This window comes from Paraburkholderia agricolaris (assembly GCF_009455635.1).
GTDB lineage: Bacteria > Pseudomonadota > Gammaproteobacteria > Burkholderiales > Burkholderiaceae > Paraburkholderia > Paraburkholderia agricolaris.
Genome location: NZ_QPER01000001.1, coordinates 3,394,197 through 3,415,784, shown reverse-complemented (window position 1 = coordinate 3,415,784; position 21,588 = coordinate 3,394,197). Strand labels below are relative to the sequence as shown.

At 60.5% G+C, this 21,588-nt stretch carries 23 protein-coding genes; 16 read left to right on the top strand and 7 right to left on the bottom strand.

Annotated features, from left to right (window positions below; genetic code table 11):
* Positions 1–4: 4 nt before the first annotated feature.
* From nuoI to GH665_RS14940, 15 genes are all read left to right on the top strand, one after another.
* A complete protein-coding gene (gene nuoI / locus GH665_RS15010) occupies positions 5–493 on the top strand; it encodes an NADH-quinone oxidoreductase subunit NuoI (RefSeq protein ID WP_012401389.1) in 489 nt (162 codons plus the stop codon).
* A 181-nt stretch (positions 494–674) separates the two neighbouring features.
* A complete protein-coding gene (locus GH665_RS15005; RefSeq protein WP_153136519.1) occupies positions 675–1,364 on the top strand; it encodes an NADH-quinone oxidoreductase subunit J in 690 nt (229 codons plus the stop codon).
* Positions 1,365–1,384: 20 nt separating this feature from the next.
* Complete coding sequence (gene nuoK, locus GH665_RS15000) at positions 1,385–1,690, top strand: NADH-quinone oxidoreductase subunit NuoK (protein WP_028196948.1); 306 nt, start codon at positions 1,385–1,387, stop codon at positions 1,688–1,690.
* A gap of 17 nt (positions 1,691–1,707) precedes the next feature.
* Complete coding sequence (nuoL, locus tag GH665_RS14995; RefSeq protein ID WP_153136518.1) at positions 1,708–3,780, top strand: NADH-quinone oxidoreductase subunit L; 2,073 nt, start codon at positions 1,708–1,710, stop codon at positions 3,778–3,780.
* Positions 3,781–3,794: 14 nt separating this feature from the next.
* Positions 3,795–5,285 carry an NADH-quinone oxidoreductase subunit M gene (locus tag GH665_RS14990; RefSeq protein WP_153136517.1) on the top strand — a complete coding sequence of 497 codons (1,491 nt, stop codon included), beginning with the start codon at positions 3,795–3,797 and terminating at the stop codon, positions 5,283–5,285.
* Positions 5,286–5,310: 25 nt separating this feature from the next.
* On the top strand, positions 5,311–6,783 hold the full coding sequence (nuoN, locus tag GH665_RS14985; protein WP_153136516.1) for an NADH-quinone oxidoreductase subunit NuoN: 1,473 nt from the start codon (positions 5,311–5,313) through the stop codon (positions 6,781–6,783).
* Positions 6,783–7,079, top strand: a complete 297-nt coding sequence (locus tag GH665_RS14980; protein WP_028196952.1) for a DUF2818 family protein — start codon at positions 6,783–6,785, stop codon at positions 7,077–7,079. The genes nuoN and GH665_RS14980 overlap by 1 nt, the downstream gene beginning before the upstream one ends.
* A 42-nt stretch (positions 7,080–7,121) precedes the next feature.
* A complete protein-coding gene (locus tag GH665_RS14975; protein ID WP_028196953.1) occupies positions 7,122–7,706 on the top strand; it encodes an NUDIX domain-containing protein in 585 nt (194 codons plus the stop codon).
* Positions 7,707–8,043: 337 nt separating this feature from the next.
* Positions 8,044–8,292, top strand: coding sequence for a hypothetical protein (locus tag GH665_RS14970; protein WP_153136515.1), 249 nt, complete (start codon positions 8,044–8,046; stop codon positions 8,290–8,292).
* Between the two features lie 49 nt (positions 8,293–8,341).
* Positions 8,342–8,866 carry a helix-turn-helix transcriptional regulator gene (locus GH665_RS14965; RefSeq protein WP_153136514.1) on the top strand — a complete coding sequence of 175 codons (525 nt, stop codon included), beginning with the start codon at positions 8,342–8,344 and terminating at the stop codon, positions 8,864–8,866.
* 251 nt (positions 8,867–9,117) lie between these two features.
* A complete protein-coding gene (locus GH665_RS14960) occupies positions 9,118–9,543 on the top strand; it encodes a DUF1178 family protein (protein WP_153136513.1) in 426 nt (141 codons plus the stop codon).
* Between the two features lie 48 nt (positions 9,544–9,591).
* On the top strand, positions 9,592–10,788 hold the full coding sequence (locus GH665_RS14955) for an acyl-CoA dehydrogenase family protein (RefSeq protein WP_153136512.1): 1,197 nt from the start codon (positions 9,592–9,594) through the stop codon (positions 10,786–10,788).
* 10 nt (positions 10,789–10,798) lie between these two features.
* Positions 10,799–11,926 carry an acyl-CoA dehydrogenase family protein gene (locus tag GH665_RS14950; protein WP_153136511.1) on the top strand — a complete coding sequence of 376 codons (1,128 nt, stop codon included), beginning with the start codon at positions 10,799–10,801 and terminating at the stop codon, positions 11,924–11,926.
* 36 nt (positions 11,927–11,962) lie between these two features.
* The gene (locus GH665_RS14945; RefSeq protein ID WP_030102886.1) at positions 11,963–12,421 is read left to right on the top strand and encodes a MaoC family dehydratase; all 459 of its coding nucleotides are present in this window, start codon (positions 11,963–11,965) and stop codon (positions 12,419–12,421) included.
* The gene (locus tag GH665_RS14940) at positions 12,418–12,897 is read left to right on the top strand and encodes a MaoC family dehydratase (protein WP_153136510.1); all 480 of its coding nucleotides are present in this window, start codon (positions 12,418–12,420) and stop codon (positions 12,895–12,897) included. The genes GH665_RS14945 and GH665_RS14940 overlap by 4 nt, the downstream gene beginning before the upstream one ends.
* 154 nt (positions 12,898–13,051) lie before the next feature.
* Here GH665_RS14940 and GH665_RS14935 read toward each other — a convergent pair whose 3' ends face one another.
* The 6 genes from GH665_RS14935 to GH665_RS14910 all read right to left on the bottom strand — a co-directional run bounded on the left by GH665_RS14935 (position 13,052) and on the right by GH665_RS14910 (position 19,427).
* Complete coding sequence (locus GH665_RS14935; protein ID WP_153136509.1) at positions 13,052–13,753, bottom strand: glutathione binding-like protein; 702 nt, start codon at positions 13,751–13,753, stop codon at positions 13,052–13,054.
* Between the two features lie 135 nt (positions 13,754–13,888).
* Positions 13,889–15,148 carry an acyl-CoA dehydrogenase family protein gene (locus GH665_RS14930; RefSeq protein WP_153136508.1) on the bottom strand — a complete coding sequence of 420 codons (1,260 nt, stop codon included), beginning with the start codon at positions 15,146–15,148 and terminating at the stop codon, positions 13,889–13,891.
* A 62-nt stretch (positions 15,149–15,210) separates the two neighbouring features.
* Positions 15,211–16,317, bottom strand: a complete 1,107-nt coding sequence (locus GH665_RS14925) for a phosphotransferase (protein WP_153136507.1) — start codon at positions 16,315–16,317, stop codon at positions 15,211–15,213.
* Positions 16,318–16,337: 20 nt separating this feature from the next.
* Positions 16,338–17,054, bottom strand: coding sequence for a histidine phosphatase family protein (locus GH665_RS14920; protein WP_153136506.1), 717 nt, complete (start codon positions 17,052–17,054; stop codon positions 16,338–16,340).
* A 31-nt stretch (positions 17,055–17,085) separates the two neighbouring features.
* Positions 17,086–17,874 carry an oxepin-CoA hydrolase, alternative type gene (locus GH665_RS14915; RefSeq protein WP_153136505.1) on the bottom strand — a complete coding sequence of 263 codons (789 nt, stop codon included), beginning with the start codon at positions 17,872–17,874 and terminating at the stop codon, positions 17,086–17,088.
* Positions 17,871–19,427 carry a 3-hydroxyacyl-CoA dehydrogenase gene (locus GH665_RS14910; protein ID WP_153136504.1) on the bottom strand — a complete coding sequence of 519 codons (1,557 nt, stop codon included), beginning with the start codon at positions 19,425–19,427 and terminating at the stop codon, positions 17,871–17,873. The genes GH665_RS14915 and GH665_RS14910 overlap by 4 nt, the downstream gene beginning before the upstream one ends.
* Before the next feature lie 126 nt (positions 19,428–19,553).
* Between GH665_RS14910 and GH665_RS14905 the strand changes: the two genes are divergently transcribed.
* Entirely contained in the window at positions 19,554–20,201 is a 648-nt protein-coding gene (locus GH665_RS14905) for a glutathione S-transferase family protein (protein WP_153136503.1), read from the top strand.
* 115 nt (positions 20,202–20,316) lie between these two features.
* On the opposite strand, the gene GH665_RS14900 is transcribed toward GH665_RS14905, so the two are convergent.
* Positions 20,317–21,489, bottom strand: coding sequence for a pyridoxal phosphate-dependent aminotransferase (locus GH665_RS14900; RefSeq protein ID WP_153136502.1), 1,173 nt, complete (start codon positions 21,487–21,489; stop codon positions 20,317–20,319).
* Positions 21,490–21,588 lie beyond the last annotated feature (99 nt).

The window sequence follows — 21,588 nt, the reverse complement described above, 5'->3', positions numbered from 1 at the left end:
ACCCATGACCGCAATCCAAAACTTTTTCAAGACCTTCTTCCTGACGGAACTGCTCAAAGGCCTCGCGCTGACCGGACGTTACACGTTCCAGCGCAAGATCACGGTGCAGTTCCCGGAAGAGAAGACGCCGATTTCACCGCGTTTCCGCGGCCTGCATGCGCTGCGCCGCTATGAAAACGGCGAAGAACGCTGCATCGCCTGCAAACTCTGCGAAGCAGTGTGCCCGGCACTCGCCATTACGATCGAATCGGAAACCCGTGCGGACAACACGCGCCGCACGACGCGTTATGACATCGACCTGACCAAGTGCATCTTCTGCGGCTTCTGCGAAGAGAGCTGCCCGGTCGATTCGATTGTCGAGACGCACATTCTCGAATATCACGGCGAAAAACGTGGCGACCTGTATTTCACGAAGGACATGCTGCTGGCCGTTGGCGATCGTTACGAAGCAGAGATCGCTGCGAACAAGGCAGCCGATGCACCGTATCGTTGAAGCGCTTCTTCTGTTGAAGCAGTAAATGCAGCAGTAACACGGCCTGTTGTCGGGCCGAGCGCCGCGGTTTGACCGCCGCGGCACGGCGCACCTGTGCGGCAGTTCTGGCGGTTCGGCCGCTTTTACCCGCCACGTGCCAAAGAACAATGCCTGACGATGGCCTAACGATGAACCGGTAATCATGGAATTCACGACCGTACTGTTCTACATCTTCGCGCTGCTCCTGGTGGTTTCAGGGCTGAAGGTGATCACCTCGCGCAACCCGGTTTCGTCCGCACTGTTTCTGGTGCTGGCGTTCTTCAATGCAGCCGCGATCTGGATGCTGCTGCAGGCCGAGTTCCTCGCGATCCTGCTGGTGCTGGTGTATGTCGGCGCGGTGATGGTGCTGTTCCTGTTCGTCGTGATGATGCTGGACATCAACATCGACGTGCTGCGAAAAGACTTCAAACGCTTCGTGCCAATGGCTACGCTGGTGGGCGCGATCATCGTGATCGAGACCGCGCTGATTCTGTGGCACGGTTACGGCGCGACCGCTACGGCGCTGCGCGACACCACGGCTGCCGCGAATGGCATGGGCGACTGGTCGAACACTCGCCTGATCGGCAAGGTCATCTACACCGACTACATCTTCGCGTTCGAAGTCGCCGGCCTCGTGCTGCTGGTGGCGATCATCGCGGCGATCGCGCTGACCACGAGTCACAAGAAAGACAGCAAGCGCCAGAACGTCAGCGAGCAGGTCAAGGTGCGTGCTCAGGACCGCGTGCGCATCGTGAAGATGGCATCTGAAAAGACCGCGGCAACAGTCGCGGCGGAAGAAGCCGCCGCAGCGGCAGCAGCGGCGGCCGACTCGGCACCCGCTAAAAACAGCTGAGCGGACAGGAGATAGAAATCATGTTGACCCTTGCTCATTACCTTGTCCTCGGCGCGATCCTGTTTGCGATCAGCGTGGTGGGCATTTTCCTGAACCGTCGCAACGTCATCATCATCCTGATGGCGATCGAGCTGATGCTGCTGGCGGTGAACACCAATTTCGTCGCGTTTTCGCACTACCTCGGCGACATCCATGGCCAGATCTTCGTCTTCTTCGTGCTGACGGTTGCAGCAGCGGAAGCAGCGATCGGCCTGGCGATTCTGGTGACCCTGTTCCGTAGCCTCGACACGATCAATGTCGAGGATCTCGATCAGCTCAAAGGTTAATTTCAGGTAAAGCGGTTATGTCAACGATACTCAATGAAAACCTGCTGCTGGCGATCCCGCTGGCACCGCTGGCCGGCTCCCTGATTGCGGGGCTGTTCGGGAAAGCGGTAGGGCGAGCCGGTGCGCACTCGGTTACGATCCTCGGCGTCGCGATCTCGTTCATCCTTTCGGCTGTCGTCTTCTTCCAGGTGATGGGTGGGGCAAGTTTTAACGCGACCGTCTATGACTGGATGCAGATCGGCCAGACGAAGTTCGAGATCGGCTTCCTGGTCGACTCGCTGACGGCGATGATGATGTGTGTGGTGACCTTCGTGTCGCTCATGGTGCACATCTACACGATCGGCTACATGGCCGACGACGACGGCTACCAGCGTTTCTTCTCGTACATCTCACTGTTCACGTTCTCGATGTTGATGCTCGTGATGAGCAACAACTTCCTGCAACTGTTCTTCGGCTGGGAAGCAGTGGGTCTGGTTTCGTACCTGCTGATCGGCTTCTACTTCACGCGCCCGACTGCGATCTACGCCAACATGAAGGCGTTCATCGTGAACCGCATCGGCGACTTCGGGTTCCTGCTCGGTATCGGCCTGCTGTTCGCGTTCGCCGGTTCGATGAACTACGGCGATGTATTTGCGAAGCGCACCGAACTCGCGGCACTGAGCTTCCCGGGCACCGACTGGGGTCTGCTGACGGTGGCCTGCATCTGTCTGTTCATCGGCGCGATGGGTAAGTCGGCGCAATTCCCGCTGCACGTCTGGCTGCCGGATTCGATGGAAGGTCCGACGCCAATCTCCGCGCTGATTCACGCGGCAACCATGGTGACGGCCGGTATCTTCATGGTCACGCGCATGTCGCCGCTGTTCGAACTGTCGGATACGGCGCTGTCGTTCGTGATGGTCATCGGCGCAATCACCGCGTTGTTCATGGGTTTCCTCGGGATCATCCAGAACGACATCAAGCGTGTGGTCGCTTACTCCACGCTGTCGCAGCTCGGTTACATGACGGTCGCGCTGGGCGCATCGGCCTACTCGGTCGCGGTGTTCCACCTGATGACGCACGCGTTCTTCAAGGCGCTGCTGTTCCTCGGCGCGGGTTCCGTGATTATCGGCATGCACCACGATCAGGACATCCGCAACATGGGCGGCCTGCGCAAGTACATGCCGATTACCTGGATCACGTCGCTGGTCGGCTCGCTGGCGCTGATCGGTACGCCGTTCTTCTCAGGCTTCTACTCGAAAGACTCGATCATCGACGCAGTGAAGCTGTCGCATCTGCCGGGTTCGGGCTTCGCCTACTTCGCGGTCGTGGCGAGCGTGTTCGTCACGGCGCTGTACTCGTTCCGTATGTACTTCCTGGTGTTCCACGGCAAGGAGCGCTTCCGCGGTCCGAAGCATCCGGAATCGCCGATGGGCATCGAAGCGGCCGCGCATGCGCATGACGGTCACGGCCATGATGCACACGGCCACGGTCATGGTCACGACGACCACGCGCACGAGCCGCATGAAACGCCGTGGGTGGTGTGGGTGCCGCTGGTGTTGCTGGCGATTCCGTCGATCGTGATTGGTGCGATCGGTGTGGGCCCGATGCTGTTTGGCGACTTCTTCCAGCACGGTGTGGCGTTCGACAAGGTGATCTTCATCGGCGAAAACCATCCGGCGCTGCAAGAGATGACTGGAGAATTCCACGGCTGGGCGGCAATGGGCCTGCATTCGATCTCGGGTCTGCCGGTGTGGCTGGCGCTCGCGGGTGTGGTCGCCGCGTGGTTCCTGTACCTGGTTCGTCCTGATCTGCCGGCTGTCATCAAGCGCGCGTTCGGTCCGATCTACACGCTGCTCGATAACAAGTACTACATGGACAAGATCAACGAAGTCGTGTTCGCGCGGGGCGCTGTGGCAATTGGCCGTGGTCTCTGGAAGGAAGGCGACGTCGTGGTTATCGACGGTATCGTCAACGGCAGCGCACGCTTTATCGGCTGGTTTGCCGGCGTGATCCGCTTCCTCCAATCCGGCTACATCTACCACTACGCGTTTGCCATGATTATCGGCATGTTGGGGCTCCTGACCCTGTTTGTAACGCTCGGCGGCAAATAAGGCGAGGGACACTAATGCACGCTTATCCGATTCTCAGTATCGCGATCTGGTTACCGATCCTCGTAGGTCTGCTGGTTCTGGCCATTGGCTCCGACCGGAATCCGGCTCCGGCGCGCTGGATTGCGCTGATCGGCTCGGTCGTCAGTTTCCTCGTGACGATCCCGCTGATTACCGGTTTTGATTCGAGCACCGCCGATCTGCAGTTCGTCGAAAAGGCGAACTGGATCGAGCGCTTCAACATCACGTACCACCTGGGTGTCGACGGCATCTCGATGTGGTTCGTTGTGTTGACCGCATTGATTACGGTGATCGTCGTGATCGCCGCGTGGGAAGTCATCACGAAGAACGTCGCGCAGTATCTCGCTGCGTTCCTGATTCTGTCCGGCATCATGGTCGGCGTGTTCAGTTCGGCAGACGGCATGCTGTTCTATGTCTTCTTCGAAGCGACGCTGATTCCGATGTACATCATCATCGGCGTGTGGGGCGGGGCGAACCGCGTGTACGCGGCGTTCAAGTTCTTCCTGTACACGCTGATGGGTTCGCTGTTGATGCTGGTTGCGCTGCTGTACCTGTACGTCCAGACCGGCACGTTCGATCTGGCTACATGGCAGAACGCGCAAATCGGCATGACCCCGCAGATATTGTTGTTTATAGCGTTCTTCATGGCCTTCGCCGTGAAGGTGCCGATGTGGCCGGTTCACACGTGGTTGCCTGACGCCCACGTGGAAGCGCCGACCGGCGGCTCGGTCGTGCTGGCCGCGATCATGCTGAAGCTGGGCGCCTACGGTTTCCTGCGCTTCTCGCTGCCGATTACGCCGGACGCAAGTCACTTCCTCGCGCCGGTCGTCATCACGCTGTCGCTGATCGCTGTGATTTACATCGGTCTGGTCGCGATGGTGCAGGCCGACATGAAGAAGCTGGTCGCGTATTCGTCGATCGCGCACATGGGTTTCGTGACGCTGGGTTTCTTCATCTTCAATCAGCTCGGCGTGGAAGGCGCGATCGTGCAGATGATCTCGCACGGCTTCGTGTCGGGCGCGATGTTCCTGAGCATCGGCGTGCTGTACGACCGTATGCACTCGCGCCAGATCGCCGATTACGGCGGCGTCGTCAACGTGATGCCGAAGTTCGCGGCATTCGTGATGCTGTTCTCCATGGCGAATTGCGGCTTGCCGGGTACGTCCGGTTTCGTCGGTGAGTTCATGGTGATTCTGGCTGCCGTCCAGTACAACTTCTGGATCGCGGGCGGTGCGGCTGTCACGCTGATTCTCGGCGCGGCCTACACGCTGTGGATGTACAAGCGCGTGTACTTCGGCGCGATCGCCAACGATCACGTGAAGGGCCTCGTAGACATCAACCGCCGCGAGTTTTTCATGCTGGCAGTGCTCGCCGCACTGACGCTGTTCATGGGCCTGTATCCGAAGCCCTTTACCGATGTGATGCACGTATCCGTGGAAAACCTCCTCTCCCACGTCGCGCAGTCCAAGCTGCCGTTGCCACAGTAATGCAGAGCGGAGGAATTTAAAGATCATGCAAAACGCCCCTATGACTGCCCTGTTACCCGACGCACTGGTGATGCTCGCCGTTGTCGTTGCGTGGCTCAACGACACGTTCGTCGGCCAGGCCGGTCGCCGCACCACGTATTTCATCGCGTTCTTCTCGACGCTGATTGCCGGCATCTGGTTCGCGGTGAACGCGTTCGATCCGCAGGTGCACTACTTCTTTGGTCACATGTATGTGGTGGATTCGTTCGCCAGTGTGATGAAGGCAGTGGTCACGCTCGGTTATGCCGTGTCGATCGTCTATTCGCGCCGGTACCTCGAAGATCGCGGGCTGTTCCGCGGCGAATTCTTCCTGTTGGGCATGTTCTCGTTGCTCGGCCAGCTCGTGATGATCTCCGGCAACAACTTCCTGACGCTGTATCTCGGTCTGGAACTGATGTCGCTGTCGCTGTATGGTGCGATCGCCCTGCGTCGTGACGCGGCGCCTTCGAACGAAGCGGCAATGAAGTACTACGTGCTCGGCGCGTTGGCTTCCGGCTTCCTGCTGTACGGTATTTCCATGCTGTACGGCGCAACCGGCTCGCTTGATCTGAACGAGGTGTTCAAGGCGATCGGCACGAGCCACTACGATCCGAGCGTGCTGCTGTTCGGCGTGATCTTCATCGTGGCGGGCGTGGCGTTCAAGATGGGCGCGGTGCCGTTCCACATGTGGGTGCCTGACGTGTATCAGGGTGCTCCGACGGCCATGACGCTAATGGTGGGCGGCGGTCCGAAGGTGGCCGCGTTCGCCTGGGGCTTGCGCTTCCTCGTGATGGGTCTGCTGCCGCTGGCTGTCGAATGGCAGCAGATGCTGGTGATTCTGGCCGCGCTGTCGTTGATCGTCGGCAACATCACCGGTATCGTGCAACGCAACGTCAAGCGCATGCTCGCCTACTCGGCGATCTCGAACATGGGCTTCGTGCTGCTTGGCCTGCTGGCCGGCGTGGTGGATCAGAAGACGACCGGCGCGGCCAATGCGTACGGCTCGGCGATGTACTACAGCATCGTCTACCTGATTACGACGATGGGCACCTTCGGCGTCATCATGCTGCTGGCACGCCGCGATTTTGAAGCGGATACGCTCGAAGACTTCAAGGGTCTGAATCAGCGCAGCCCGGTGTTTGCGTTCGTCATGATGGTGATGATGTTCTCGCTTGCCGGCATCCCGCCTGCGGTCGGCTTCTATGCCAAGCTCGCGGTGCTGCAGGCAACCATGAATGCCGGTTTGACCTGGTTGACCGTGCTGGCCGTGATTACGTCGCTGTTCGGTGCGTTCTATTACCTGCGTATCGTCAAGCTGATGTACTTCGACGAACCGCAAGACAAGTCGCCGATCGTTGCCGATACCAGCACGCGTGCTTTGCTCGCGCTCAATGGTGTTGCCGTACTGGTGCTCGGTATCGTACCGGATCCGCTGTTGAAGGCCTGCCTGCAGGCTATCCAGCACACGCTGCTGCTCTGATGTCAGCTGCGGGTTGGTTTATCGTGTTGTTGGCGCTGGTCGGCGCCAACCTGCCGTTCCTGAACCAGCGTCTCTTCGCCGCCGTGCCGTTGAAAGCGGCGAAGAAGAGTGCCTGGATCCGGATTGCCGAACTGATCGTGCTGTACTTTGTGGTCGGTGCGTTCGGTTTTCTGCTGGAAGCGCGCGCGGGTAACCGCTTCGAACAGGGGTGGCAGTTCTATGCGATCACGTTCGCGTTGTTCATCGTGTTCGCCTTTCCCGGCTTTACCTTCCAGTATCTCGTCAAACGTCGCTGACGGCGTCTCGCCGTCGCGCCCCAAGCTGTCCTGAGGTCGCATATGGCTGAACTTCCCAATCACGATGCCGCGCTCACCGAGACCTGTCTCGAGAGCAAAACGATCCATCAAGGGCCGTTCCTGACACTCAAATGCGACACGGTCAGCTTGCCTGATGGGAAGCAGGCCACTCGCGAGTACGTTCAGCATCCGGGTGCCGTGATGGTGATTCCGCTATTCGACGACGGCCGCGTGTTGCTGGAAAGCCAGTACCGCTATCCGATGGGTAAGGTCATGGTCGAGTATCCTGCGGGCAAGCTCGATCCGAACGAAGGCGCATTGGCTTGCGCGAAACGCGAGTTGCAGGAAGAGACCGGCTATACGGCGCGCGAGTATGTTTATTTGACGCGCATTCATCCCATCATTTCCTACTCGACCGAATTCATCGATATCTACCTGGCGCGTGGGTTGACTGCCGGCGAGCGCAAACTCGACGACGGTGAGTTTCTTGAACTGTTCACGGCGACTGTTGCCGACGTGTCCGAATGGGTGCGCACCGGTAAGATCACCGACGTGAAAACCGTCATCGGTACGTTCTGGCTGGAGAAGGTACTGTCGGGTGTGTGGCCGATGGCCGCGCCGCAATAGCGAGCCTGGTTCAGAACGCACGGCGGGCGCGAATCGCGCACCGTGCGGGCAACCTGCGAAAAGCCCCTGTCGGTCTGTGACCGGCAGGGGCTTTGTCATTGGGGCAGCGTATCGATTCGACGCATTGCATCCGTACCCGAAGAAGGCTCTTGTCCTATGCCATCCGGCCGTCTCGCCCCACGGCAGTTGCCGTTCTAGTATCGACGTCTGGCAACCAGGTTTGCCATCGCCCTTATTCTGGATAACGAAGAGTGTGCGATGGGCTGGATTGCGGGCACATACAAGCATGGTTGTCATTTGACAACCATGCTTGTATGCACTAGATTGGAGGGTATAGATGGTTCGTGGAGTCCATTCCGAAAAAGAGATTGAGGCTGCGCTGGTTTATGCGGAAAGCCACGGCTGGCGTATCCGGGGCGGCGGCAAAGGTCATGCGTGGGGAAAAATGTACTGTCCATACAACGACGCGGAATGTCGTTGCGGTGAGTTCTGCATTTCGAGTGTGTGGAGTACGCCGAAGAATCCCGGCAATCACGCAAAGCACCTCAAACGCATCGTCGACAACTGCACGACGCACCGGCAATGAAAATGTTCGAAGGGTAAAACCCGAGACGGAATGAAGGCAGGAGTAGCTTATGGAATATGTATTCACCTTGAAGTATCAGCTTGCTGCGCAAGATTGCGATCTTGACGAGATCGTCGAGCGCCTTGGCGAAGCCGGATGTGACGACGCTACGATCGGCGTCGGGCAACCGGGGCGTATTGCGCTGGTTTTTAGTCGCGAAGGCACGTCGGCATTCGAGGCGCTTGTCAGCGCACTCCAGGATATCAAGCAGTCAGTGCCGTCAGCGCGCCTTGTCGAGGCGGGGCCGGATTTCGTCGGCCTCACGGATGTCGCTGAGGTAGCCGGCGTGTCACGGCAAAACATGCGCAAGCTGATGTTGAGCCACGCACTCGACTTTCCGCCACCCGTTCATGAGGGGAGCGCGTCGGTATGGCATCTGTCAGACATACTTGGCTGGCTGAATGCACGTGGCGGGTATGACATCAAGGCGGACATATTCGATGTCGCGAAATCGGCCAAGCAGATCAACCTCGCCAAAGAGGCGCTTCAACTCGAGCGGCGGCTTAACTGCCGGCTCGAATCCCTTGTGACTTAAAAAGTGCGGGATGGAGGCTGCGCGGACCCACGAGCGCCATGCGATCAGTAAGCCCTGTCATGCACGAATTGAAGGTATGCCGCTCGCGGTTGAATCACCTTCGGCAGCCCGGTGCGCAAAGCGTTAAAATCGCCCACCGCGTTCGATTTGTAGGCGACGCTTGGTGTCGACGTGTCGGCCGTAAAAATTTACGAACGATCGTTCACAAATTTCCATTTTGCGCTAAACTGGCACGCAAGCCCTGATTCCACATGAAGGTCCTCGATTTACAGTGTCCGCATGGCCATCGGTTCGAAGGCTGGTTTGCTTCGGCTGATGACTTCGAGTCGCAGCAGTCTCGCAAGCTCGTCGAATGTCCGATCTGCGGTGCGCATGAAGTGAGCCGGTTGCCGTCGGCGCCCCGGCTGAATCTGTCGGGTGCGACTGACACGAAAGTCCCTGCGGGCGCTGGGGACATGCAGGCGCGCGTGATGCGCGCATTGCGCGAGGTACTGGAAAAGACGGAGAACGTGGGCGACCGCTTCGCCGAGGAAGCACGGCGCATTCACTACAACGAAGCGCCCGCACGCAATATTCGCGGTGTTACGACACCGGAAGACGCGAAAGCCTTGGTCGAAGAAGGCATCGAAGTGATGCCGCTGCCGGTCCCGGCTGCTTTGAAGGAACCGCTGCAATAGCGCAGTGGCTCTCTGGCAGCGGGCGGTTGCGGCCAGGAGACACTACGCATGAATCTGGACTATTCCCCCGCTGACGACGCGTTCCGCGCCGACATCCGCGCCTGGCTCGAAGCGAATCTGCCTCGCGAGCTGAGCAACAAAGTACTCAACCACAAGCGTCTGAACCGCGAAGACTTCGCAAGCTGGCACAAGCTGCTCGGCACGCGCGGCTGGTCGGTCGTCGCGTGGCCGAAAGAATACGGCGGCCCGGGCTGGGACGCGACCCAACGGCATATCTGGGACGAAGAGTGTGCGCGTATCGGTGCGCCGTCCGTGCTGCCGTTCGGTGTCTCGATGGTTGCGCCGGTGTTGATGAAGTACGGCAATGAGGCGCAGAAACGCCACTATCTGCCGCGCATTCTCGACGGTACGGACTGGTGGTGCCAGGGATACTCCGAACCGGGCTCCGGGTCCGACCTGGCCTCGCTGCGCACACGTGCCGAGCGCGTTGGCGATCACTATGTGGTCAATGGTCAGAAGACCTGGACCACGCTCGGCCAGTACGCCGACATGATGTTCTGCCTCGTGCGCACTGACAGCGGCGCGAAAAAGCAGGAGGGCATCTCGTTCCTGCTGATCGACATGAAGACGCCCGGTATTACGGTGCGTCCGATCATCACGCTCGACGAAGACCACGAAGTCAACGAAGTCTTCTTCGAAGACGTGAAGGTGCCGGTCGACAATCTGGTCGGTGAAGAGAATCGCGGCTGGACCTATGCGAAGTACCTGCTCGGGCACGAGCGCACGGGCATTGCGCGCGTCGGGCAATCGAAACGCGAGCTCGTATTCCTGAAGCGCCTCGCGCTGGATCAGAAGAAGAACGGCAAACCGCTGCTGCAAGATCCTGTGTTCGCCGCGAAAGTCGCGAACCTCGAGATCGAACTGATGGCGCTCGAAGTCACCGTGCAACGTGTGGTCGCCAATGAAACGGGGGGGCGTGGGCCGGGACCGGAAGCCTCCATGCTCAAAATCAAGGGCACGGAAGTGCAGCAGGCGCTAACCGAACTGATGTTCGAAGCAATTGGACCACTTGCCGCACCGTTCGACGTGCCTTTCCTCGAAGGTGAGCGCGAGCATAGCCTCGCCGGCGATGATGACGCTGCGCCGCTGGCCGCGTACTACTTCAACTTCCGCAAGACGTCGATTTATGGCGGCTCGAATGAAATTCAAAAGAACATCATCGCGCAGATGATTCTGGGACTTTGAGGAGCGGCGCATGGACTTCACTTTCAACGACGAACAACAGCAATTTGCTGACGCGCTGCGCCGCTACCTTGATAAGAGCTACGGGTTCGAGGCGCGCCAGGTGATCGTGCAATCGGAAACCGGTGTGTCAAACGCGCATTGGGCAGCCTTCACCGAATTGGGACTGACCGCGTTGCCGGTACCGGAAGCGCAAGGTGGCTTTAACGGCAGTCCGATCGATATGCTGGTGGTGATGCAGGAGCTCGGCCGCGCTTTGGTGGTCGAGCCGTATTGGGCGACCGCGGTGGGTGTCGAAGCGCTGCGGCTGGCGGGTAGCGGGCAGGGCGAAGACGCATCGCTGCTCGAACGCGCGGCCCTGGGCGAGATCAAGCTCGCCATGGCATTTCACGAGCCGCATGCACGTTACGACCTGTTCGAAATCGAGACCGCCGCGAGCGGTGAGGGCGATCAGCAGACGTTGAGCGGCACGAAGTCGGTGGTGCTACACGGCGCGCAGGCAGATTACTGGATCGTGCCGGCCCGGTTCAATGGCGAGATTGCGCTCTTCGTCGTCGCCCGCGATGCGGCCGGCGTCAAAATCACTGACTACCGCACCATCGATGGTCAGCGCGCCGCGACGCTCAAATTCGAGGGCACGCCTGCACGCCGGCTCACGGGCAAGCACGCAGGCGCCGCGGCGCTCGAGCATATCGCGGATTACGGGACGGTGCTGCTCTGTGCGGAAGCGGTCGGCGCGCTCGACGCGCTGAACCACGCAACGGTCGAGTACACCAGGACACGCCAGCAGTTCGGTCAGCCAATCGCGCGTTTTCAGGCGTTGCAGCATCGCATGGTCGAGATGCTGATTCACGCCGAGCAGGCGCGTTCGGTCACTTACCTCGCGGCGGTACGCTATACCAGCGCAGACGCTGACGAGCGTCGCCGTGCGGTCTCCGCAGCTAAGGTGCGCGTCGGTCAGGCTGCCCGTTTCGTGGGGCAGCAGGCCGTCCAGTTGCACGGCGGCATGGGTGTCACGAACGAAGTCGCCGCGGCGCATCTGTTCAAACGCCTTGCTATCATCGAAACCACATTGGGCGATGTCGATCACCATCTTGCGCGGTTCGCCGCGCTGCCCGGTTTTGTCACTGCCGAAGCTTGATCAGCCGGTCGAATCGGATGGGAAGGAGGTGTGGCGATGGGTTTGAGTTTCGAGGACATGGTAGTCGGCACGACTACCGAAATCGGCAAGCACACGTTCACGCGTGAAGAGATTGTCGAGTTCGCGGAGAAGTTCGATCCGCAACCGTTTCACGTGGACGATGCCGCCGCTGCGGAGTCGCCGTTTCGCGGCCTGGTCGCAAGCGGCTGGCACACCTGCTCCGTCATGATGGGCATGCTGGTGCGTAACGCGATCGCGGGTTCCACGTCGATGGGTTCGCCCGGTATCGACGAGATCCGCTGGTTGAAGCCGGTGCGCGTCGGCGACACGATCACGATGATGAACGCTGTGCTCGACAAGCGTGTTTCGGAGAGCAAGCCGGATCGCGGCATCGTATCGACGCAGTGGGAGGGCATCAACCAGCATGGTGAAACGGTGATTACCGTGCGCTCCAAAGGCTTGTTTGGATTGCGCAATCCGGGAGCTGCGTCGTGACGGGCAGCAGCGCGGCGGCCGCCGCGACGTTCGGCGACGCAGCGGGTTTGCGTGCGCTGATTGGCGCCGAGCCACTCGTCAGCGACTGGATAACGGTCGATCAGGCGAGCGTCGATCGCTTCGCCGAAGCGACCGGCGATCATCAATGGATTCATGTCGACCCCGAGCGGGCGCGGCGTGAGTCGCCGTTTGGTGGTCCGGTCGCGCATGGGTTCATGACGCTGTCGTTGATTCCGGCGTTGCTTGGCAAGACGGTGGTGCTCGAGCAGCGCATGGGCGTCAATTACGGATTGAATCGTGTGCGGTTCACGTCGCCGGTGCTGGTCGGCTCGCAGCTGCGTGCACGGTTTGCCGTGGAATCCGTCACCGACGTCGACAACGCAGGCGTGCAGGTTGAATGGAATGTGACGCTGGAGCGGCAGGGCAGCGAGCGGCCGGTATGTGTCGCGGAGTTCATCACGCGGCACTACTTCTAAGCGTTCATAGCCGGCCGGTTGGCAAAAAGCGCGAGCGGCCGTATTGCCGTCTCGCGCTTTTTTATATCTATGCTTCTATGGATGGCGATACCGCAGTTGCATGCATTTCACCGTCAAACCCAATGAGCGCCGATGCCATGTACAGACAGCGCGACTACCGCTTGGCGTACTGCGTCGCGCCGAACAGCATCTCTTTAGCTTTGTCATCCATGAGTGGCTTGCGGGCCGACGCCAGCACCTCGACGCCGCGCACCACCGCAGGACGTGCGGCAATTTCTTCGTGCCATCGTTTCACATTCGCAAATGCATCCAGTTCGATACCCTGGTTCTGCCACGAGCGTGTCCAGGGAAATGCCGCGATGTCGGCGATCGTGTAGTCATTGCCTGCCAGATATTTGGTCTTGCCGAGCTGCGTATCCATCACGCCATAAAGACGCCGCGTTTCGTTCGTGTAGCGATTGATCGCGTATTCGATCGGCTCCGGCGCGTAGATGCGGAAATGATGCGTTTGCCCGAGCATCGGACCGATACCGCCCATCTGGAACATCAGCCATTGCAGCGTCGCATAGCGTGCGGCCGGATCGGTGGGCAGAAACTTGCCGGTTTTCTCCGCGAGGTAAATCAGAATCGCGCCTGATTCGAATAGCGCGAACGGCTTGCCGTCGGCACCTTTAGGACCCTCGGAATCGGTGATCGCCGGAATCTTGTTGTTCGGGCTAATCGCGAGGAATTCGGGTTTGAACTGGTCGCCCGCACCGATATCGATGCCATGCGCCGTGTACGCGAGGCCCGTTTCCTCGAGCATGATGTGAACTTTATGGCCGTTCGGGGTTGCCCAGCTATAGACGTCGATCATCCTGGCTCCTTCGTTTCGTGAAAGCGGCGCCGCAAAGGGCGCCGCAATTGACAAAAATTAGAGCACAGATCGAGCGATGCTGCTGGCGGTGCCTTCATGAGCCGGGCCCGGACACGCCCTCAAGCGATCAAACGCTCAAACCCGGGTAACCGGCATCTCCACGCGAGCCGCAGCACCCGCATCCATATAGCGCGCCAGCTCGAGCTTTGCGATCGCGTTGCGGTGCACTTCGTCTGGCCCATCGGCGAAGCGTAACGTCCGCGCGGATGCATACGCATACGCCAGCGGAAAATCGTCGCTGACACCGCCGCCGCCGTGCGCCTGAATTGCCCAGTCGATCACCTGGCATGCCATATTCGGCGCGACCACCTTGATCATGGCGATCTCGCCACGCGCTCCCTTGTTGCCGACCGTATCCATCATGTACGCGGTTTTTAGCGTCAGCAGTCGCGCCTGTTCGATCATGCAACGCGCTTCGGCCAGACGCTCCTGCGTGACGCCTTGCGCGGCAACCGGCTTACCGAAAGCGATGCGTTGCATGGAACGTTTCGCCATGAGTTCGAGCGCGCGTTCAGCGAGACCGATCAAACGCATGCAGTGGTGGATGCGTCCCGGTCCGAGGCGGCCTTGAGCGATTTCGAAGCCGCGCCCTTCGCCGAGCAGCATGTTGCTGGCCGGCACGCGCACGTTCTGCAGCGTGATTTCCATGTGACCGTGCGGCGCGTCGTCGTAGCCGAACACGGTAAGAGGGCGGTGCACGGTAATGCCGGTGGCATCGGCGGGGACCAGGATCATTGACTGCTGCGAGTGGCGCGGCGCCTCAGGATCGGTCTTGCCCATCACGATGTAGACCTTGCAGCGCGGATCCCCGGCACCGGATGACCACCACTTGTGGCCGTTGATCACGTAGGTGTCGCCATCGCGCACGATGCTTGTCTGGATATTGGTCGCGTCCGACGACGCCACGTCCGGCTCGGTCATCAGAAACGCCGAGCGAATGTGCCCTTGCAACAGCGGTTCGAGCCACTCGCGCTTGTTGTCGTCGCTGCCGTAACGCTCGATCGTTTCCATGTTGCCGGTGTCGGGCGCGTTGCAGTTGAACACTTCCGGCGCCCAGGGCACGCGGCCCATGATCTCGCACAGCGGCGCGTACTCGAGATTTGTCAGACCGGCCCCGCGCACTGATTCAGGCAGGAACAGATTCCACAAGCCGGCGTCGCGTGCCTTCTGTTTCAGTTGTTCGATCAGTTCGGTCGGCAGCCACGCGTTGCCGTTCTGGCGATTACGCGCGATCTCGGCGTAAAAGGCCTGCTCGTTCGGATAGATGTGCTCGTCGAAGAAGGCGAGCAATTTCTCGCGCAGCGCCTGAACCTTCGGGGTGTAATCGAAATTCATGTATGACCTCGCGGATGACGAACGACGTTTGTTCAGGAGCGCAATCAGAAGCGCCGAGTTGTTTAACGTACTTTCTGGGCGTAGCGCCACGCGAGCTCGGCCATCGGCTTCGCGCGGCGGCCGGCATCGAGCGCCTGAGCGCTGGCTGCAGTGCCGTCGACCACGCGTTTCATGATCCCTTGCAGGATGGCGGCGATGCGGAACATGTTGTACGCCAGATAGAAGTTCCAGTCGCCGTGGATCTCGAAGCCGGTGCGCTTGCAATAGCGCTCGACGTATTGCGCTTCGTCGGGAATGCCGAGGGCCGCCCAGTCGAGGCCTGCAATGCCGCGAAACTGCGCCGGGTCGACGTGCCACGCCATGCAGTGATACGCGAAGTCGGCGAGCGGGTCCCCGAGCGTGGACAGTTCCCAGTCGAGTACAGCCAATACGCGCGGCTCGGTGGGATGGAAGATCAGATTGTCGAGCCGGTAGTCGCCGTGCACGACCGAGGCGCGCTCGCTCGTTTCCGCCGGCATATGCTGGGGCAGCCATTCGATCAGACGCTGCATCGCGTCGATCGGCTCGGTTTCGGAGGCGACGTACTGTTTGCTCCAACGGCCGATCTGGCGTGCGAAGTAATTGCCCGGTTTGCCGTAGTCGGCAAGACCGATTGCCGTGACGTCGACGCTATGCAGCGCGGCAATCACGCGATTCATTTCATCGTAGATCGCTGTGCGCTCTGCAGGCGTCATGCCTGGTAAAGACTGGTCCCACAGCACGCGGCCTTCGACAAATTCCATCACGTAGAACGCCCGGCCGATCACACTTTCGTCCTCGCACAGCGCAAGCATATTGGCGACCGGCACCCCCGTGCCGGCCAGCGCATGCATCACGCGATATTCGCGTTCGACGGCGTGCGCCGAGGGCAGTAATTTCGCGGCCGGCCCGGGCTTCGCGCGCATCACATACGAGCGCGACGGCGTGACGAGTTTGAAGGTGGGATTCGACTGGCCGCCGGCAAATTGCTCCAGGGTGAGCGGTCCGGAAAATCCATCGACATGCTGGGTTAGCCACGCGGCGAGCGCGTCGCTGTCGAAGCGTTGCCGCTCATTGACCGGGCGCGTGCCCTCGAAAGCCGAATAATCCGGTTTGTGTTCTGGTTCGCCGGTCTGTGTGGCTTGCACCATATGTCTCCTCCAGTTCGGGTTCAGCTACGCTGGTATTGAATGAATTGTGCGTAGAGCATTTCCATCGTGGTATTGCGAACGTCGCGATGGAGCGGCGACGGCGGTGAATAATTGATTGTGCGCAGCACCCAGTCGCGTGGCGCGGCGCCGACGTCGAGCGCGTTGATGCAACCGGTGGCCTGCGCCAGGTGACCAAAAAAAGTGCGGCCGCCTGCGGTGAGCGCATGCGACAGAATTGCGCGATTCACTCCGCCGTGCAGCACCAGCAGTACGGTGTCCCACGATGTGTCCTCGCGTAGCGCCGACACTGCGGGCAACACACGGTCGAACAATTCACCGATGGTTTCGCCGTCGAGAAAGCGGGTACTTTCCGGCACGATGCCGTCGAACACGCCGAGAAATGCTGCTTCGATATCCTGTGGTGGAATGTTGCTCAGCTTGCCACCGCGAATTTCCTGCAGCGCAGGTTCGATATCGAGCTCGATCTGCTGACCGGTCTCGGCCAGCACCCGTTGCGCGGTTTCGACCGTGCGCGGCAAACCGCTCACGATCACCCGGTCGAAGCGGATTTGCTGCGCGGCGAAAGCACGGCCTGCGGCGCTTGCCTGCTCGCGGCCGTTCGCGTTCAACGGCACGGTTTCAGGATCGATCGCACGGCCAGAGTCGTCGAAGTAGGTCACGTCGCCGTGACGCATCAGGAAGATGCGACGGCGTTTAGGGAGTTGGAATACAGGCATTGTCTCTTCGTTCACTTAGGTTCGCTCGCGTTCATTTGTAGACCGGCGCACGTTTTTCGAGGAACGCGGAGATCCCTTCGAGTCCGTCGCGATGGTGCAGTGAGGCAACGAAGCTGTCGCGTTCGGCGACCAGATGTTCAGCCAGCGGCTGTGTGCCGGCCGCGCCGATGAGCGCCTTGATGCGCGCGATCGAATTGGGCGAAATCTTGCCGAGTTCGTCGGCCCAGGCGACAGCGGTGTCGCGCACAGAGCCGGTCTTCGCCAGTTTGTTGACGACGCCGAGATCGTGCAGACGTGCGGCGCCGATCGGTTTGCCTTCGATCAGCACTTCGGTCGCCAACTGGCGCGGCAACGCGTGTGCGAGAAACCACGAACCGCCGCCATCGGGCGTGAGACCCACGCGGGCGTACGACATCACAAATTTGGCATCATCCGCGGCAACGATCAGATCGCACGCGAGCGCGAGCGAAAATCCCGCACCGGCTGCGGCCCCGTCAACGGCGGCAATCACCGGCTTCGACGATAAACGCAGCGCCGAAATCCATTCGCCGAGCAGGTCGATGCTTTCCGCCTGCACCGACGGATCTTTCGCGCGGTTTTCCAGCAGGCGGTTCAGATTGCCGCCGGCACAAAAGAAATTGTCCGCGCCGGCAATCACAACCGCGCGTATGGATGGATCGCGCTCCACTGACTCAAGCGCTTCGATGCCCGCGGCATACATGTCGGGATGCAGCGCATTGCGTGCGCCGGGGTTCGACAGCGTGAGGACTAACGTCGATTCGCTTTCGGTCGGGCGCGAGGTCAGCAGTTCGGCGCTCATTGTTGGGTCTCCGTTTGAGTATCGGCGGCATCGCGTTGTGTCAGCGACAGGCCAAGTTGTGCGCGCCGTGCAAGCCAGGGCGACGGACGATAGCGTGGATCGCCGAGCACGCTGTGGATATTGCGCAAGATGGTGAGGATCGTGTTCGCGCCGAGCGCATCGCCGAGTGCGAGCGGTCCGCGCGGGTAGCCGAGGCCGAGTGTCACGGCGAGATCGATGTCTTCCGGCGTCGCGATCTGTTTTTGCGCGATGTCGCAGCCGATGTTGACGATGGTCGCCACGACACGTTGCGCGACGAAGCCGGTCGAGTCGCGGATCACGGTGACGGGAACGCCGTCGGCGGCAAAGAGCGCGTGCGCGGTCTCGCGCGCGGCCCGACTGGTGGCGGGTGTCGTCATCAGTGTACGGCGCGGCGCTACGGCCAGGGGGAATAGGGTATCGATAGCGACAACGCGCGTTGCATCAAGTGCTTCTTCGACGGCGGCCGTGGTCGCGTCATGACCGAACGGCGTCACGACGATCAGCGAGTCCGCTGCGGGCGTGGTGCCTTCGTCGAGCTTGACGCCGGCCTTGGCGATGAGTCGTACGACGGCGTCATGCGCTCGCGGATAGCGCTTGCTGACCCACACGCTATGCGGCAGTTCAGTTGGCGCGGGCGCTTCCGCAGGCACTTGCTGCTTGCCGTTTTCATAGCGGTAAAAGCCTTCGCCCGTTTTACGGCCGATCAGTCCGCCCGCGAGCCGCGTGCCCGTGATTGGCGAGGGTGTGAAGCGCGGTTCCTCATAGAACTGGTGATAGATCGATTCCATCACCGGATGCGAAACGTCGAGTGCGGTCAGATCGAGCAGTTCGAACGGGCCGAGGCGAAAGCCTGCCTGCTCGCGCATGATGCGGTCGATGTCGGCGAAGCTCGCAACGCCTTCGCCGGCCACCCGCAAACCCTCGGTATTCATACCGCGGCCGGCGTGATTGACAATGAAACCGGGCATATCTTTCGCGCGCACCGGCGTGTGCCCCATGCGGCGCGCGAGATCCATCAGCGCGTCGCCCACAGCGGGATCGCTGCGCAGGCCGTCGATCACCTCGACGACCTTCATCAACGGAACCGGATTGAAGAAGTGATAGCCAGCTACCCGCGACGGATTCGTACACCCCGCGGCAATTGCCGTAATCGACAGCGACGAAGTGTTCGACGCCAGCACGCACAGGCCGCTCACCACCGTTTCGAGCTCGCGAAAGAGGGCCTGCTTCACATCGAGTTTTTCGACGATCGCCTCGACGACCAGATCGCAGTCGGCCAGATCGCCGATGACCTGCGCGCCGCTCACGTTCGCCAGCGCGGCGAGCGAGCGGGCCTGGTCGAGCTTGCCTTTGGCGGTTAATTTGGCGAAAGTCTCGGCAAGGTAGTCGCGCGCGGCGCCGATCGCGACGGGGTTCGTGTCGTAAAGACGCACGGTGAGACCCGCCAGCGCGGCAATTTGAGCGATGCCGCGGCCCATTGCACCGGTTCCGACAATGCCGATAGTCTCGATGCTGAAATTGCGAGAGGTCATTGTGTTGCTCGACTCCATGGTTATTTTAGAATAGCACGATCGTGCAATTTACTGGATGATTGATCGAAGGCCGCTGCGTTGATTTTGACGGGCGGTCTCAAACAACCTTAAGAAAGGGGACACCTGATGATCAAGCTGTGCGGTTTCGCGCTCTCTAACTATTACAACAAGGTGAAGTTCGTGCTCCTCGAACACGGCATTCCGTTCGAGGAAGTGTTCGTGAAGCCGAGCCAGGAAGAGGCGATGCTCGAGCATTCTCCGCTCGGCAAGGTGCCCTATATTCAGACTGAACAGGGCGATCTGTGCGAATCGCAAGCCATCGTCGAATATCTGGCCGCGCGTTTTCCCGACAAGGCGATTTTCTCCGCTGACCCGTGGGAAGCGGCCAAGGAGCGCGAGTTGATCACGTTCGTGGATGTGCATCTCGAACTGACCGTGCGCAACCTCTATAAAGAAGCGTTCTTCGGCGGGACCGTGACCGACGCGACCAAGGGGCGTGTCGAGAAGCTGCTCGTACATCACATTGCCGGCTTCAAGCGGATCGCGAAATTCGGGCCGTATTTGCGCGGCGAGCGTTTCAGTGTCGCCGACGCAGCAGGGTATGTGAGCCTGCCGCTGGTCGGTATGGCGACGCAGACCATCTATGGCCGCGATTTCCTGCTCGACGCGGGCGTGGACTGGAAAAGCTATGTGAAGGCGATCAACGCCCGGCCGGCCGCGCAGCGCGTGAGCGAGGATCGTAAAGCGGCTGTCGCGGCCTCGCGCCCGGCCTGAAGCGAGGCGATGGCCGTGTCGCGGGCGAAATGAACCTGCGCGTGCAACGCACGCGTGAACTGCTGCGCGCGATGGCGAGGAACGTGGCTTCGTTCGCGGCATCGCGCAGGGCACTCTAGAGCCGCGCCAGCCGGTCGAGCGCGGTGGCGAGGGTTGCTTCTTGCTTGGCGAAGCAGAAGCGCACCACGCCCGATTCATGTGCCTCGTGATAGAACGCCGACACGGGAATCGCCGCGACACCGATTTCGCCGGTCAGCCATTGCGCGAATTCGGCTTCGGGAAGATCGCTGATCGCCGAATAATCGACGCACTGAAAGTACGTGCCCGTGCAAGGCAGCAGCTTGAAGCGTGAGTTCGCGAGGCCGGCGCGGAAGAAGTCGCGTTTCTTCTGATAAAACGCGGGTAGATCCAGATACGGTGCCGGATCCTTCATGTAGTCCGCGAGGCCGATCTGCATCGGCGTGTTGACCGTGAACACGTTGAACTGATGCACTTTACGAAATTCAGCGGTGAGCGCAGCGGGTGCGGCAACGTAGCCGACTTTCCAACCGGTGACGTGATAGGTCTTGCCGAAGCTCGACACGACGAAGCTGCGCTGCGCCAGTTCCGGATAGCGCGCCACGCTTTCGTGCGGTGCGCCGTCGTACACCATGTGTTCGTACACTTCATCGGAGAGAATCAGCACGTTGGTGCCGCGCACGATCTCTTCGAGCTTGCGCATGTCTTCCGCACGCCAGACCGTACCGGTCGGATTGTGTGGTGTGTTGATCAGCAGGAGCCGCGTTTTCGGCGTGATCGCGGCGGCGAGCTTGTCAAACGGGATCGCGTAGTCGGGCGCCTCGAGCGTAACGAATACCGGCTTGCCGCCGGCCAGTTCGATCGACGGCACGTAGCTGTCGTAGTTCGGCTCGATCACGATCACTTCGTCGCCCGGATGCACGGTGCAGAGAATCGCGGTTAGCAGCGCCTGGGTGGCGCCCGCCGTCACGGTGATCTCGCTCGCGGCGTCGTAGCGGCGGCCGTACAGGTTCGCGATCTTGTCCGAAATCGCCTGACGCAGCGGCGCGGCGCCGGCCATCGGCGGATATTGATTGTGGCCGTCGCGCATGGCGTTCGCGACTGCGTCGACAATGCGGGGATCGCAGCCGAAATCGGGAAAACCCTGGCCGAGGTTCACCGCGCCTTTCTCGGCGGCGAGCGCGCTCATCACGGTGAAAATCGTTGTGCCGACGTCTGGCAGGCGAGACGGAAACGAGGGACTCATGGGCGTGTCGTGCGGTGCATTCATGGCGCTGTCCGGAGCGTGGTCGGGTGAATAGGTGAATTAACGGAGGGCGTCGTTCGACAAGGACGAAGCCTGATTGTAGGGAATCGCGGCGCTACGTGC

Excerpts from the sequence above, each read along its gene's own strand:
- nuoI (WP_012401389.1), top strand. The coding sequence starts at position 5 with ATGACCGCAATCCAAAACTTTTTCAAGACCTTCTTCCTGACGGAACTG.
- GH665_RS15005 (WP_153136519.1), top strand. The coding sequence starts at position 675 with ATGGAATTCACGACCGTACTGTTCTACATCTTCGCGCTGCTCCTGGTG.
- nuoK (WP_028196948.1), top strand. The coding sequence starts at position 1,385 with ATGTTGACCCTTGCTCATTACCTTGTCCTCGGCGCGATCCTGTTTGCG.
- nuoL (WP_153136518.1), top strand. The coding sequence starts at position 1,708 with ATGTCAACGATACTCAATGAAAACCTGCTGCTGGCGATCCCGCTGGCA.
- GH665_RS14990 (WP_153136517.1), top strand. The coding sequence starts at position 3,795 with ATGCACGCTTATCCGATTCTCAGTATCGCGATCTGGTTACCGATCCTC.
- nuoN (WP_153136516.1), top strand. The coding sequence starts at position 5,311 with ATGCAAAACGCCCCTATGACTGCCCTGTTACCCGACGCACTGGTGATG.
- GH665_RS14980 (WP_028196952.1), top strand. The coding sequence starts at position 6,783 with ATGTCAGCTGCGGGTTGGTTTATCGTGTTGTTGGCGCTGGTCGGCGCC.
- GH665_RS14975 (WP_028196953.1), top strand. The coding sequence starts at position 7,122 with ATGGCTGAACTTCCCAATCACGATGCCGCGCTCACCGAGACCTGTCTC.
- GH665_RS14970 (WP_153136515.1), top strand. The coding sequence starts at position 8,044 with ATGGTTCGTGGAGTCCATTCCGAAAAAGAGATTGAGGCTGCGCTGGTT.
- GH665_RS14965 (WP_153136514.1), top strand. The coding sequence starts at position 8,342 with ATGGAATATGTATTCACCTTGAAGTATCAGCTTGCTGCGCAAGATTGC.
- GH665_RS14960 (WP_153136513.1), top strand. The coding sequence starts at position 9,118 with ATGAAGGTCCTCGATTTACAGTGTCCGCATGGCCATCGGTTCGAAGGC.
- GH665_RS14955 (WP_153136512.1), top strand. The coding sequence starts at position 9,592 with ATGAATCTGGACTATTCCCCCGCTGACGACGCGTTCCGCGCCGACATC.
- GH665_RS14950 (WP_153136511.1), top strand. The coding sequence starts at position 10,799 with ATGGACTTCACTTTCAACGACGAACAACAGCAATTTGCTGACGCGCTG.
- GH665_RS14945 (WP_030102886.1), top strand. The coding sequence starts at position 11,963 with ATGGGTTTGAGTTTCGAGGACATGGTAGTCGGCACGACTACCGAAATC.
- GH665_RS14935 (WP_153136509.1), bottom strand. The coding sequence starts at position 13,753 with ATGATCGACGTCTATAGCTGGGCAACCCCGAACGGCCATAAAGTTCAC.
- GH665_RS14930 (WP_153136508.1), bottom strand. The coding sequence starts at position 15,148 with ATGAATTTCGATTACACCCCGAAGGTTCAGGCGCTGCGCGAGAAATTG.
- GH665_RS14925 (WP_153136507.1), bottom strand. The coding sequence starts at position 16,317 with ATGGTGCAAGCCACACAGACCGGCGAACCAGAACACAAACCGGATTAT.
- GH665_RS14920 (WP_153136506.1), bottom strand. The coding sequence starts at position 17,054 with ATGCCTGTATTCCAACTCCCTAAACGCCGTCGCATCTTCCTGATGCGT.
- GH665_RS14915 (WP_153136505.1), bottom strand. The coding sequence starts at position 17,874 with ATGAGCGCCGAACTGCTGACCTCGCGCCCGACCGAAAGCGAATCGACG.
- GH665_RS14910 (WP_153136504.1), bottom strand. The coding sequence starts at position 19,427 with ATGACCTCTCGCAATTTCAGCATCGAGACTATCGGCATTGTCGGAACC.
- GH665_RS14905 (WP_153136503.1), top strand. The coding sequence starts at position 19,554 with ATGATCAAGCTGTGCGGTTTCGCGCTCTCTAACTATTACAACAAGGTG.
- GH665_RS14900 (WP_153136502.1), bottom strand. The coding sequence starts at position 21,489 with ATGAATGCACCGCACGACACGCCCATGAGTCCCTCGTTTCCGTCTCGC.